The 12,830-nt window shown below is 41.6% G+C and carries 19 protein-coding genes; 4 read left to right on the top strand and 15 right to left on the bottom strand.

The window, feature by feature from the left end; translation table 11 throughout:
* Positions 1-68: 68 nt before the first annotated feature.
* Positions 69-284 (bottom strand): DUF433 domain-containing protein, encoded by a 216-nt coding sequence (locus L0B18_RS15635; RefSeq protein ID WP_234572734.1) that lies wholly within the window; start codon positions 282-284, stop codon positions 69-71.
* A 42-nt stretch (positions 285-326) separates the two neighbouring features.
* On the opposite strand from L0B18_RS15635, the gene L0B18_RS15630 reads away from it, so the two are divergent.
* Complete coding sequence (locus L0B18_RS15630; protein ID WP_234572733.1) at positions 327-488, top strand: hypothetical protein; 162 nt, start codon at positions 327-329, stop codon at positions 486-488.
* Positions 489-627: 139 nt separating this feature from the next.
* On the opposite strand, the gene L0B18_RS19905 is transcribed toward L0B18_RS15630, so the two are convergent.
* From L0B18_RS19905 to L0B18_RS15615, 4 genes are all read right to left on the bottom strand, one after another.
* Complete coding sequence (locus L0B18_RS19905) at positions 628-816, bottom strand: putative phage abortive infection protein (RefSeq protein WP_370647602.1); 189 nt, start codon at positions 814-816, stop codon at positions 628-630.
* A gap of 907 nt (positions 817-1,723) precedes the next feature.
* A complete protein-coding gene (locus tag L0B18_RS15625) occupies positions 1,724-2,182 on the bottom strand; it encodes an SRPBCC family protein (RefSeq protein ID WP_234572732.1) in 459 nt (152 codons plus the stop codon).
* Positions 2,183-2,187: 5 nt separating this feature from the next.
* A complete protein-coding gene (locus L0B18_RS15620; protein WP_234572731.1) occupies positions 2,188-2,685 on the bottom strand; it encodes an SRPBCC domain-containing protein in 498 nt (165 codons plus the stop codon).
* A complete protein-coding gene (locus L0B18_RS15615) occupies positions 2,675-3,022 on the bottom strand; it encodes an ArsR/SmtB family transcription factor (RefSeq protein WP_234572730.1) in 348 nt (115 codons plus the stop codon). Before L0B18_RS15615 ends, L0B18_RS15620 begins: the two co-directional genes overlap by 11 nt.
* Before the next feature lie 189 nt (positions 3,023-3,211).
* Here L0B18_RS15615 and L0B18_RS15610 point away from each other — a divergent pair, with 189 nt between their 5' ends.
* Genes L0B18_RS15610 through L0B18_RS15600 form a run of 3 tightly spaced genes read left to right on the top strand, consistent with a single transcriptional unit; the run spans position 3,212 to position 6,538 of the window.
* Positions 3,212-3,649, top strand: coding sequence for a Dabb family protein (locus tag L0B18_RS15610; RefSeq protein ID WP_234572729.1), 438 nt, complete (start codon positions 3,212-3,214; stop codon positions 3,647-3,649).
* Positions 3,650-3,658: 9 nt separating this feature from the next.
* On the top strand, positions 3,659-5,497 hold the full coding sequence (locus L0B18_RS15605; RefSeq protein WP_234572728.1) for a sulfatase-like hydrolase/transferase: 1,839 nt from the start codon (positions 3,659-3,661) through the stop codon (positions 5,495-5,497).
* A gap of 57 nt (positions 5,498-5,554) precedes the next feature.
* Positions 5,555-6,538 carry a hypothetical protein gene (locus L0B18_RS15600; protein WP_234572727.1) on the top strand — a complete coding sequence of 328 codons (984 nt, stop codon included), beginning with the start codon at positions 5,555-5,557 and terminating at the stop codon, positions 6,536-6,538.
* 69 nt (positions 6,539-6,607) lie between these two features.
* On the opposite strand, the gene L0B18_RS15595 is transcribed toward L0B18_RS15600, so the two are convergent.
* The 10 genes from L0B18_RS15595 to L0B18_RS15550 form a co-directional block, all read right to left on the bottom strand.
* Positions 6,608-8,011, bottom strand: coding sequence for a Gfo/Idh/MocA family protein (locus L0B18_RS15595; protein ID WP_234572726.1), 1,404 nt, complete (start codon positions 8,009-8,011; stop codon positions 6,608-6,610).
* Between the two features lie 165 nt (positions 8,012-8,176).
* Positions 8,177-8,530, bottom strand: coding sequence for a nuclear transport factor 2 family protein (locus tag L0B18_RS15590; RefSeq protein ID WP_234572725.1), 354 nt, complete (start codon positions 8,528-8,530; stop codon positions 8,177-8,179).
* Between the two features lie 239 nt (positions 8,531-8,769).
* Complete coding sequence (locus L0B18_RS15585) at positions 8,770-9,156, bottom strand: VOC family protein (protein ID WP_234572724.1); 387 nt, start codon at positions 9,154-9,156, stop codon at positions 8,770-8,772.
* Between the two features lie 5 nt (positions 9,157-9,161).
* The gene (locus tag L0B18_RS15580) at positions 9,162-9,719 is read right to left on the bottom strand and encodes a dihydrofolate reductase family protein (protein WP_234572723.1); all 558 of its coding nucleotides are present in this window, start codon (positions 9,717-9,719) and stop codon (positions 9,162-9,164) included.
* Between the two features lie 54 nt (positions 9,720-9,773).
* Positions 9,774-10,148: a VOC family protein gene (locus tag L0B18_RS15575; protein WP_234572722.1), complete on the bottom strand. Its 375-nt coding sequence runs from the start codon at positions 10,146-10,148 to the stop codon at positions 9,774-9,776.
* A 26-nt stretch (positions 10,149-10,174) separates the two neighbouring features.
* Positions 10,175-10,585 carry a VOC family protein gene (locus L0B18_RS15570; protein WP_234572721.1) on the bottom strand — a complete coding sequence of 137 codons (411 nt, stop codon included), beginning with the start codon at positions 10,583-10,585 and terminating at the stop codon, positions 10,175-10,177.
* Positions 10,586-10,609: 24 nt separating this feature from the next.
* Positions 10,610-10,972, bottom strand: a complete 363-nt coding sequence (locus L0B18_RS15565; protein WP_234572720.1) for an iron chaperone — start codon at positions 10,970-10,972, stop codon at positions 10,610-10,612.
* A gap of 5 nt (positions 10,973-10,977) precedes the next feature.
* Entirely contained in the window at positions 10,978-11,352 is a 375-nt protein-coding gene (locus L0B18_RS15560) for an iron chaperone (RefSeq protein ID WP_234572719.1), read from the bottom strand.
* Between the two features lie 18 nt (positions 11,353-11,370).
* Positions 11,371-11,862: a VOC family protein gene (locus L0B18_RS15555; RefSeq protein ID WP_234572718.1), complete on the bottom strand. Its 492-nt coding sequence runs from the start codon at positions 11,860-11,862 to the stop codon at positions 11,371-11,373.
* A 224-nt stretch (positions 11,863-12,086) separates the two neighbouring features.
* On the bottom strand, positions 12,087-12,812 hold the full coding sequence (locus L0B18_RS15550; protein ID WP_234572717.1) for a DUF899 domain-containing protein: 726 nt from the start codon (positions 12,810-12,812) through the stop codon (positions 12,087-12,089).
* Positions 12,813-12,830 lie beyond the last annotated feature (18 nt).

Here is a 12,830-nt window from a genome sequence, read left to right as displayed (position 1 = left end):
TGGATCGAGTTCTTCAATACGATATTTTAATTTTTTGGGAAGGCACTCATCAGGCAAAATCCTGATAATCATTGTGGCTGAAGGAGTTGATCTTTGAATGATTCAAGAACCTGAATGGCTTGTTCTTTAGAAACAGTTGGGAAATCTCCCAGGAATTCAGGAATAGAATGGCCGGCTTCCAGGTATTCGAAAAAAGTACTCACCGGAACTCGTGTTCCCTTGAATACCGGGGTTCCCCCGAGGATGTCTTTTCGTCGTTCTATGGTTTTATCTGAATTAGCCATGACTATGCAGAATTGTTAGTGATAAACTAAGATAGGTAACGAATGGACGATCTGGAAATTTTGAAACGCTCTGAGGAAAAGGTGAGAAATAGCTTAATCGCTACATCTAAAATCAGAAATTTTAGAAAGAAAAATGATGAAGATTCTGGAGTGTTTCTTCTTTGTATAACGGTTTGGCAAATAAGCGGCGAGCCTGGGGATTAAAATTAAAGACCCGAACCGCGTTCGAGTCCGCTTAAAACGCTTGTTAGTGCTCGATGCATTTTCTTCAGGCATATCTAAAATTAGTATTTGGAAAGAGAGAAAGGTAGAAGGGATCAACAATTGAGTCATTTCTTAGATTTTAAAAAAACTCATATTTATCTAATCTATTTCGGAATTCAAATTCATCTTCAGAGTTACGTGAATAATCAGATATTGCATTAAAATAAAGTAAAGCAATAAATGAATCAGAGAGTTGTGATTGTAAAATATTTACATAAGTAGATGGTTCAATTTCAGTGCCTTCTAGAGCATTTTCTAAAACTTTAATACGTTATGAATGTATCTATATAAATGACCGAGTTGGTCATGGTGCTTCTGAAAAAATTTGCTATAAAAATTATTGAACTCATTAAGAATAGCTTCTTCTTCCTTTTCAAGACCAACCATTTTAATAAGTGAGATCTTGCGGCTAGGAGCATCATTATTGTTAGTAGTGAGAAAATACCAGTTAAGAAATTCTGTTCTAAGCTGTCCAAAGTATTCTAATCCTGAGGGTGAGTTATTTGGAATCGTATACTCAGGCGTTAAGTATATTGATCCTGAGGTAGTTTGTAATAGCTCATTTAGATTATTGAGCATTTTAAAAAAAGTGTCTTCGAAATTTTGTTTTCTAATAGTCAGCGAAGACTCTCTGCTTAACTCCTGGTTTACTTCTGAATCACCTTTCTGGTAGTAGTAGGTAAATAACAACAATATAAATGTGAAGAAGCTAAATATGCTTGGGAGAACACCACCTAAAAAAGTGCCGTACTCTGAAAACTTACCAGTATTAGGTAGAAGCTCACTTGATAAATTCTCACCTTTTAAAAAACAAATAAAGAAAAGATGAATACGATTCCAGCAAATACCGATGCTGTAATTAGGAAATTTTTTGCTCTCGGTAAGTATTTTTCATTATCACTCATTCTATTCAGTTCTAAGAGCACTAACTTGTATTTAGCGATACACATCTTGATACCAACATTCGTAGATAATAGCTGAAACACTCGTTTATGGCAAACAAATCCAATATTCAGGCCGATTAAATTTTATTCGGTCCCGACGCCTCGGGCTCCGAATAAACCGCCGAATAAATTTTATTTTTTCTAAGGTCATTCAATTTTTCAGTTTGAGCTGTTCTGATCCACCATTCTCACAAATAACTTAGCGTACCTGGGACGAATTGAAGGTTATCATTACTGATTTTTTACAAACTCACCCAGACGTGCGAGTGTTTGTTTACCTCCCTCAATCGCTCCAAACTCTGCGGCGTTTTCCTTAGCTTTAAGGGTTGGAAATAGTAGATTCAGAGTAACTTTTGTTTGGCCATTAACCTCTTCAAATGTAATGGTTTGATGAAAATGGACTTCCTCATCCGGCCTGTTTCCAGCATGATCGTACATAATTAAATCAGGTCGATTGATTTTTGTGTACGTGATTCGGTTGGGATAGTCGGTTCCGTCGGGGCCGTGCATGGTAAAAATCCATTCTCCGCCTTCTTTGAATTCCATGCTTTTAGTGGTTGTCGTGAATCCATTGGGGCCCCACCACTGTCCAATTTTTTCCGGTGCTGTGAATGCGTCATATACTAAATCTTTAGGCGCATCAAATTGCCGGCTTACTTGTATGGTTCGGTCTTTTGCTTGTGTTGTCATCTTGGTCACTCCTGTATGGTTTCTAAGTATTCATCCAACCGCTCCATGGAGCTGTTCATGCCTTCAATCATTCCCATATCCAATACTGTTTTGAGGCTTTCGGGAGATTCATATTCTGTGGCACTCACTTGCCGGGTGAAGCCATTGTGTTCAAAAAATTCCAGAACTGTTTTTGAGCCGGGAAGTTCTTCGTTGATGGTTCCGGTACTATCGGTAAAGTAATCCCGGTAAACGATTTTGTGGGGTTTCCGGATCTCATCATAGATGAATTTTCCCCAGGCTTCGTCTCCTTCATTGGGGCCGCGCATACAGTAAAGCCACGATCCTCCTTCACGAAAATCCATTTCACATTCATGCATGGGCCACTCTTTGGGTCCCCACCAGTGTTTCAGGTGTTTGCAATCAGTCCATATATCGAACATTAAAGAGGGCGGGGCTTCAAAAATCCGCTCGATAATCAGGACTTTTCCTTTTGATTCAACTTTGGTTTTATCAGTGGTCATCGGAGTTCTCCTTTTTAGGTTGTAGTTGTTTTAGATAATCATCAAGCCGGTCAAAGCTTCCTTCAAAAAAGGCACGGTATTGTTCCATCCAATTGTCGATGTCTTTCAAAGGTTCAGGATGCAGTTTACATGGTCGATATTGTGCTTTTTGGCTGCGTTCAATCAAATGAGCCTTCTCCAAAACCTTTAGGTGTTTGGTGATCGCTGGCATCGTCATATCAAAAGGTTCAGCTAAATCCGAAACGGTTTTTTCTCCGGTTGTGAGGCTGGCAAGAATCGCCCGGCGCGTGGGATCTGCGAGTGCTGCGAATGTTGTGCTTAATTGATCAGAAGGCATGGATAATTTTATTTAACCAATTGTTTAATTAACTGATTGGTAAAATAAAAGAAAGAACAGAATCAAACAATACCTGTTGGGAAAATTTTTTGGGATTCGGGAGCCTGTTAATTCAATAGAGAAATGTCGGATCAATATGTATATTGATTTTGCTTTACATACGATTCGGCTTAACAAAATTTATAGGACATGAAACAAACGCGTCAACTTCTATTCGTTATTTTTCTTATCCTTTTTTCATCCGCTTGCCGGCAAGCCGGCGATGAACCCGAAATCTCAACGGATCAGGCTCCAAATATCACAACCGGGATGTTACAGCACACTGTTTATTTTTATTTGAATGAAGAGGTTACCGATGAAGAGAAGCAACAATTTGAGGAAGGGCTGGAAGAGTTGTTATCTATTGAGGAGATTTTCAAATCTGATATGGGAGTGCCGGCTTCTACACCCGAAAGAGATGTAACAGATCACTCTTTTGGTTATTCAATTTTTGTTTGGTTTGAAACGATGGAAGATTATAGCGTATATGCCGACCACCCGATCCATCTGGATTTTATTGAGAAGTATGAGCACCTTTGGGCGGATGTTAAGGTGTACGATTCCGAGATTATCCAAACATTAGACTAGTACAACAGAATGCACATCAGGAATGGATACAGATCCTCTCTGACTTTTGTATTCCTTCTTCTTTTAATTGCCGGATGTAGCAAAGAACCTGAATACGAAAGGCCCAATATCCTTTGGATCACAAGCGAGGATAACAGCCCGTTTATCGGTGCTTATGGCGACTCACTGGCCGTAACTCCAAATATTGATCGCCTGGCAGACCGTGGTATTTTGTTTGAAAATGCTTTCGCCACTACTCCCGTTTGTGCGCCATCCCGTTTCACAATTATCACGGGAACGTACGGCAACTCGATGGGAACAGAACAAATGCGGAGTACGTATCCTGTCCCTGATTTCGTGAAATTTTTCCCCCGTTATTTACGCGAAGCGGGATATTATACTACCAATAATGTAAAGAAAGACTACAATACTGTCGATCAACCCGAAGCTTGGGATGAATCCAGCAACACAGCCCATTACCGAAACAGGGAGGAGGGACAACCGTTTTTCCATATTCGAAATTTTACAACAACACACGAAAGCCAGCTACATACCCCAATTGATACGCTGATCCATGATCCCGACCAGATGCTTGTGCCGCCTTACCACCCGGATACGGATAGTGTACGGGCCGACTGGGCACGTTATTATGATTTGATCACCAAACTCGACAGCCAGGTTGGAGAAGTATTGGATGAATTAGAGGCTTCGGGCGAAGCTGAGAATACGATTGTATTCTATTACAGCGATCACGGTGGTGTGCTGCCCAGAAGCAAACGGTTCATGTACGAATCCGGTTTGCATATCCCCATGATTATTTACCTGCCGCCAAAATACGCCCATTTGGGTCCGGAACAGGATCGAACAGACAGGTTGGTTTCTTTTGTCGATCTGGCGCCGACGGTATTAAGCCTGGCAGGGATTGAGCCGCCTGAGTGGATGGACGGAGAAGCGTTTTTAGGTGAATTTGCTGCTGCAGAACGTGAGTATATTCACGCTTACCGGGGCAGGATGGATGAACGATATGATCTGGTTCGGGCCGTGAGGAATAAAGAGTATCTCTATGTGCACAACTACATGCCGAACCGTATTTATGGGCAACACCTTAGTTATCTTTGGAGATCACGGACCATGAAGGAGTGGGATGAACTCTACCAGACTGGAAATTTAAATGAAGTCCAGCGCCGGTTCTTTGAAGAAAAACCCGTTGAAGAACTCTACAAAATTTCCGAGGATCCTCATAACATCAACAATCTTGCGTTTCAGGAGGAATACCAGGAAATATTGATGCACATGCGGAATGTAAACCTAAACTGGATGATCTTGCAGCGAGATCTTGGCTTCATTCAGGAATCTCGTATTGACAGCCTTCGTGCAAACAGATCCCTGTATAGTGCAGTGAGAGATCAAAATATTCCGATAGCTGAGATTATTGTTTCAGCAGAAATTGCTTCGCTTGAGGGAGTAACCGATAGGAACCATCTCTCGGAATTTTTGAATCACGATGACTCTTCTGTGCGTTACTGGGCTGCCAGAAGATTGATAGCAGATAAAGAGTCTGCACAGGATTTTTATGAAAAACTTCTGGAGCTGGCCGAAGATCCTTCGCCGGGCGTTCGAATTTCAGCAGCAGAGGCTTTGTATGGACTCGGGGAGACAGAAACAGCATATAACATTATAAATGAAGCACTGGATCACGAGAATTTTTCAGTTCAACTAATGGCTTTGAATTTTCTGGAAGCGATAGATATCAGCGAATTTCCCCCGACACTATTTGAAAAAATATCTGCTCTGTATGAATCATCAGCTAATGATTCCTTCGAAACCGATTATTACATTAACAGGGCAACGGGTACCTTGTTAGATTAAACGAAACAACATCTATTCATTCCAAATATTTAGCTACTCTTTTGTCAGCGATCAATCATGTTTAAAGAAAGAAGTAATCTCCTTGTCAGTTTATTACTGTTTATACCCTTAGCCGTTTATCTATTTTCATATTTCTATTTGGCGCTTTACCATGGAAAAATAAACCTGCTATTCACGGTCATCCACGAAGGAGGAATATTCACATTTCTTGAAACCACGTTTTACGCCTCCCATTTTCTTGGGCACATCCCGGTTCACACCACTATTGGTTTATACTTTATTGGAGTTTTCCTGACGATGTCGGAGATGTCTTCTGAAGTTCGTTCAGTCTCAAAAGGAGTAACTTTGTTTTTTGTGTTGATTCTTTTTTTGATTGCATCATGGTGGCTCAGCCTGCGATGGTTCGGCCCCGAAGATACATATAGTTACATTCTGCAGCAGAAACAAAGCGTAGTAACTTTTGAGCAGGGGGGAAGCTGGAATTTACACCTCCCAAGCACTTTGATGCAGTTTTTACTCATTCCACTTTTTATATATGTGGGCAAAATTCTATTTCAGTCTAAAATTGCCCTTTCAAAGAATGGGGTTGTATTCATCGGGTTTGCAATTGGGCTTTGTGTGTTTATGACATGGTATGTGAATGACAATTTTTTCTCAGCCATTAGCTATGTCTGGACCAATCCCCGGTATTTGGCACACAGCGTTCGGGAGCTGGCAACGTTTCCTTTGATCTACTATCCCATACCATTTTATTTTTTATTGAAATACTCTGATAATTCTCAAAAGGAATGGAGTTTCCGGCAAATCTCAAAATGGATGATCGTTCTGGCTGTCGTATTTTGTGTACTCTTTGCCTACCAGGCGATTATTCCATTACAGGAAGGAATTGGGGAATTGGCACAAAAACCAGCATTCGCAGAGGAGGGAGAACTTTCTATCATTTATTTGTTGAGCTCACACTATTTTGAACACTTCCTGGATACGATCTACTTTTCTCTCTTCAGTTTGATCGTGCTCTTTTTGTATCAAAAACCGGATTGAATGGATACCAAATAAAAAGCCCCTCCGAAAGAAGGGGCTTTAATTTCCATTTCATTTAATGAACGGGGGTCAGGTCAACCGCATGTTGACAGGATCCCACTGTACAACCCGTTGCTCTTTGAGACTGATATTAGTCAAAAGTGCCGGCGCAGCAGCACGGAAGCCAAACGTTGCATCTTCAAAGACAGGCGTACCATTTCGGATGGAATCGAAGAAATTCACGAAGTGATCCAGCCGTGAATCATATCCATTTGGCGTTCGGTATTCTTCGGTCTGATTCATTGCGGGCTGATACTCTACTTCATCATCGTGTTCTTCCTTGTAGTTTTGGATGAACTCCTGTTGCACCTCTTCCGAAAACGTGAGAAGCGAGTTGTATCCCTGAAGCTCTTCCAGAGAAGGTTCTCTGCGCGGAATCCGGGTTAATTTTACGGAACTTCCGGGTGAAACTTCCATCGCCCCTTCATCTCCGATAAACTGGAAGCGGGTTCCTGTTCCGCCGCCATCAGCAAGATTACTTTGAAGCGTCAATGTAAACTCTGGATGGCTATCGGTTTCAGGATAATGATACTGGCCGTTAATTACATCGGGAGCTTCCCGTTCGTCAAACCATGAACGAATACCGCCGGTACCGGAAACATGAGTTGGTCCGACAGCTCCTAATACCGTATGAATACCGGTGAAAAGGTGTACAAAAAGGTCACCGGGAACGCCGGTTCCATAATCATCATAACATCTCCATCGGAAAAATCTTTTCGGATCCCATTCTATGTCGGGAGCATCTCCAAGGAATAAATCCCAGTCAACGGTTTGCGGAGTCGCATCTGCCGGCATGGAATATTGCCATGCGCCAAGAGCGGAGTTACGGTTGTAAACTGCAACCACCTGGTTTAGGGTTCCGATAGCCCCGGATTCGTAAAGCTCTTTTGCCTTTTGGAAAATCATATCGCTGGTAAATTGACTTCCAACCTGCAAAACGGCATCGCTGCTTTGTTCGGCATTCACTACCTGAAGGCCTTCATCAATTTGCTGAACCATCGGTTTTTCGCAGTAAACATGTTTTCCGGCATTTAGAAAATCGATGGAATGTTTTGCGTGCCAGTGATCGGGTGTGCAAAGAAGTACGGCGTCCACATCATCCCGATCGAGGATTTCACGGTAATCTTTGGTAGTGAATACATCATCCCCAAAAACTTCTTTGGTGCGGACCAAACGCGAATCGTAACAGTCGGCGGCTGCTACAAATTCAATTCCCGGTACCTGGAGGGCCGTTGGGGTATCAAAGTGGGCGATGATTCCCATCCCGATCGTAGCAATCTGGATGCGGTCGTTCGCGGCAAATTTTTTCTTCCAGTCACGGTGTTTTAATTCTTCAAACCTGGAAGCAGCTTCACCTTTGAATGGATTAAAAGCCAACCCGGCCATTCCGAAGGCACTGTTTCGCAGGAAATTCTTGCGAGAAATCTTAGACATGTCAATCTCCTATTTTGGTTAATCAAAGTGGATATTCGTGCTATTCGAACAGAATTGATTGTGGCCCGAATGATGACGCATATAGACTTTGAGCAGTAGCATATCTCTACAGGTTATTTAAAACCTTCCAGTAAATCAATAAGAATCTGAGGAGATGACTTGCTGTTATTTCTCTTTCAGCGACAGAACATACGATGTCATATTTTTGATTTTTGGATTCTTGAATCCACTGAATTTATACACATCACAAAACGCATATTCTTTGTTGTCAGGTGATTTCATCACGCCATCCACTGCGGCTGAATCGCCATGCGTAATGATATTTTTGATATCAATCTGATATGGCTCTTTACTTGCCATCTCCTTCAAAGCCTCCAAAAATTTCTCTTTTCCTTTCAGATTGAAATCCCCGATCACAGTCCATTCAATGTCGTCGGTAACATGTTCCATGATGAAATCGATATCGCTCTTTGCAAAAGCTTCATTAACTTTTTGAAGAAATTGTTCTTTTTTTGTCATGATAGTCGGATGGTTTAGGTTCAATTAAAGTAACGAGTCGAGGTAAAACCCGTGATTCTGAAAAATTTTTGTGATTACGGAATGGTTAACTCCTGACGAATCCTCAATTCTCAAAACATTATCACAATCTTCCAGGTCAAAACTCGGGTCGCAATTGGGGTGCGTCCTTCGAATTTCTTCCAGGATTGATCTAGCGCTTTGGGGTTTATTCACGTTGGTTTTATATACCTCAATCGTATTCATGTGTCATCTGCTTCAATAATCGACAAAATATTCCCGGCGTTATCTTTACACCAGGCAATAAGCGGACCCTCTCCGCGAAAAATTCCTTTTTCATCTGTCTGTAGTTTCCCGGTGTATTGTTCAAATACAATTCCGGCATCTATGAGTTGATCTACTGATGCCTCAATATTATCCACTTCAAAATTCAGTACAGTAAATGTTGCGGGTTGATGATTTTCTCCCTTCGGGTAGATTATAGCTCGGGCTCCATCAGCTAAGTGAAGCGTTAGTATTCCCATCTCGTCTTTGATAACATTAAGCCCAAGGGTTTCAGAATAAAATTCATGTGCCTTTTCAATATCATCTGTTGAGAAACTGCTGAATGTACTCGTGTAGTGTAACATAGCGATCAGGGTTTGAGTTGATATTTCAACATCATGATTTTGCCTGAAAATGTCTGGCTTTCAACAAAATTTAAATTGAGTTTCTTTTCTATCTGGAACATCGGTTTACCACTGCCGAGGACAACCGGATAGATATATACCCGAAACTCATCTACCAAACCATGTTTGATAAAGGTAGATGCCAACCCGGCGCCTCCAACCATCAATAAGTTACCCGGCTGATTTTTCAATTTCTGAATTTCATCAGGATCTACCTCACGACGAAGTGAAGCGTTTCCCTCAACTTTTTCCAGTGTCTTTGAGAAGACAATTCGCTCCGTTTTTCGCCAGGCTTCTGCAAAGTCTCGTTCAACGTCCGCAGCCTCCGGATTTTGATCGGCGGTTAGCCAATAATCCATTGTCTCAGACAAACGCCGGCCATAAAAGTTGATGTCGACATTTCTCTCAAGTTCATTAAAATGCCAATGGAGTTCTTCTGAAGGGATCGACCAGTCAATTTTTCCATCGGAGTCTTCAATGAATCCATCAAGAGAAACATTTTGGACATAGAGAATCTTACGCATCTTGGTTACGGGTTACGGGTTACGGGTTACGGGTTACGGGTTACGGGTTACGGGTTACTGTGCTTTTTCGTCTACCTCAAAAATGCCGAACGTATTACCTTCCGTATCCAGGAAATATCCCTGCCAGCAAACTTTCGGCACAGCAAATTTTGGCATCGCCACCTGCCCTCCAAGTTTTTCTATTTTTTTCGCTGTAGCGTCAAAATCATCCACTTCTATAGAACATACGTAAGCATTGGTCCCGCATTCCGGGGGAGGAGTATCAGCCGGGCGTTTTAGTAAGCCGCCTCTCGTTCCGCCTGTTTCTATCCACCGGTATTCAACCGGGGCATGAGGATTTTTCTGAAATTTCCAGCCAAAAATTTCGCCATAAAAATCGGACGCTCTTTGAAGATCGTCAGCTTGAATTTCAAAATAAATGTGTGCCATTATTTTACTGATTACTAATTACTGATTTATCCTTGCGGCATTTTACTCATCTCCATGTACAAAGCATTCCATCGGTGTCCGTCTAAATCTGTAAAACCACAGCCATACATCCATCCCTGGATTTCTGACGGTTTTCCGAAAACCGTTCCGCCGGCCGCTTCCGCTTTTTGGGCAAGTTCATCCACTTCTTCACGGCTTTCTGCATCAAAGGAAATCAGGATTTCGGATGATTGATTGGTATCCGTAATTTCATTCTGTGCAGCATTTTTAAAAGTACTTTCATCAAGAAGCATCACTGCCACTTTTTTCTCACCCACTTCCATTGCGATCATGTTTTCCATTTCACGATTTTTAAATGAGAATCCGATTTTGGTGAAGAACTCTTTAGATTTTTTCAGGTTTTTCACCGGAAGGTTGAGCCAAAGTTCTTTCGTCATAATTCAATGATTTAAGATTAATGATTATGCTTTCTTCTTTTGATTTTCTTGCACTCTGAACAAGACAATTTCATCTATGAGATCGTATGGGATGGGGGCGTTCTTAGTGAAAATGATTGTTCCTTTTGAGGTTTTATACCCGGTTAGCCGGTCACGAAAAGCTACGATGGCCGAAGGGGTTGGAAACAGGCTGAAGTGATTTTTAAAAGCTGCAAAGTGAACTAAAATTCCGTTCAGACGAAAAGTTGGCATTTGGTAGCTGATCACTTCCTCGGCACCGGGAGCGGCCTTAAGGATGGTTTGTCTGATTTCTTGCAATATTTTCTGATCGTCATCCGGGAATGAATGGATGTAATCGTCTATGGTTTTAAAGTTTGTTTTTTCCATGAGAATCAGGATTTCCAGTTCACATTTTTTTCGCGGCTTTCCCAAGCCCGATATTTTGTAATATTCACAACAAGCTCCGTAGGCAGTGGTTTCTCATAAGGAAATTGAACAGAGCCGGATCCTGTTTTAAAATCTTTCAGTTCTTCTGCAAATTCTTCGAGTGAACTGGGTGTAGAGTAAAAACCGATGTGCTTTTTGAACCCTCCAAATACCACTAATATTCGTTCATCTACAAAAGCCGGCCGGCCCCATTTCATTTCCTCTTTGGCTTCGGGAATAGCCTTGCGGATTGTTTGACGTATTTCCTGTAATTCTCCCTGAATTTCTTTAGGAAAGGTATTGATGTACTCGTCAATGGTTGTGGGTTTCTTTTTAGCCATAAGTTTTTACGTAAAGAATTATCCTTCATACACTTTTTTGAGTGTAGCAATATCGAGCTTTTTCATCCTGAGAAGAGCATCCATCATTCGATCCCGCTTTTCTGTGACAGACCCATTCATATACTCTTCAATCATGGAGGGGACAATTTGCCAGGAAAGACCAAATTTATCTTTGAGCCAGCCACACTGTTCTGCATTTGGATCTGAAGAAAGTTTCTCCCAGTAGTAATCGATCTCTTCTTGGGTTTCGCAATTTACAACCAGTGAAATGGCTTCATTAAACTTAAAGTGTGGTCCGCCGTTCAGCGCCTGAAATTTATGCCCATTCAACTCAAAATCCACTGTCAGAACTGTTCCGGCTTTCTGCCCGTGAATCTCATGGCCGGCGTCTCCATAATAACTTGTATTCAGAATTTTGGAATTCTTAAAGACCGAGGTGTAAAAATTTGCTGCCTCTTCGGCTTGATGATCAAACCACAGGCAAGTAGTAATATGGTCTGGCGCATTCATGGTTTCTCTTTAATGTATTGTGAGGGAGTGATTTATAATATAAATGGTTGGCATTAATTATCAATTATCAGTGTGATCCGATTTCTTTTGCTTTCGTTTTTTTAACGTATAAGCAGTCAATCCACCTGCCGAAGTTACTCCTGCGGTTATCATTGCTGCGAATGCCAAACATGCGGGACACATAGTGGTTTTAGTTTTATTTGGAGTTATAAACAGAATATCAGTTATCCATACGTTGGTTTTTGAGGCCATCCAGTAGGCGAATCTTCCCAATCTTCTTGCCGGCCGTAGGGTGTCAGATCCAAATAGTTGTAATGCATGGCAACTAACTCAGTACCCCGGGTATACGTCGAGTAAGTGTGAAAAACATCTGTTCCGTGGCGGAGGAAAACACTTTTAGCGGGCATATCACCTTCATAATTATTTAGCCATTCAGCATTTTTTGCATCCTGGTAATTGTACGATGAATTTGCTCCTTTTTTAATCGTTGCCTGGAAATCATAATTAAATTCAGTTCCAATGGCTGAGTAAAAGGGGAAATCCCAGCCCTTTACCCTTTTCTCTTTTTCAATTCTTGATAAAGGTGCAAGGGCAACAGCGGCAAGAGTCAGGTCATGATCGTGCAGGTTTTTTAACAGCTTCTTTTTATAGTTTTGATCAGCCTCCATCGAGCATCCCGGGCAAAACCTATCGGGTCCATCAAAATACATAAAGTGATGAACCAGTAATTGGCGCCGCCCTTCAAACAGATCCAGCAGGCGTACCGTCCCCTTTGGGCCTTCAAAAAGGTACTCTTTTTCGATTTTAACCATCGGCAGCTGCCGCCTCTTAGCGTTAAGTTCGTCCCGCTTTCTCGTGATTTCTTTCTCTTCTAAAAGAAGCTCTTTTCGTTTTACAAGCCATTCTTTGCGGCTGACAATTTTTGGGAGTGCGATTTCTTTTGTTTTCATGTGTCCTCTAAACTTGAT

This window comes from Rhodohalobacter sp. 614A, from assembly GCF_021462415.1.
In the GTDB taxonomy this organism is placed as follows: Bacteria; Bacteroidota; Rhodothermia; order Balneolales; family Balneolaceae; genus Rhodohalobacter.
Note: the sequence above shows the minus strand (reverse complement) of the source record. Positions and strands in the feature narration are given on the sequence as shown.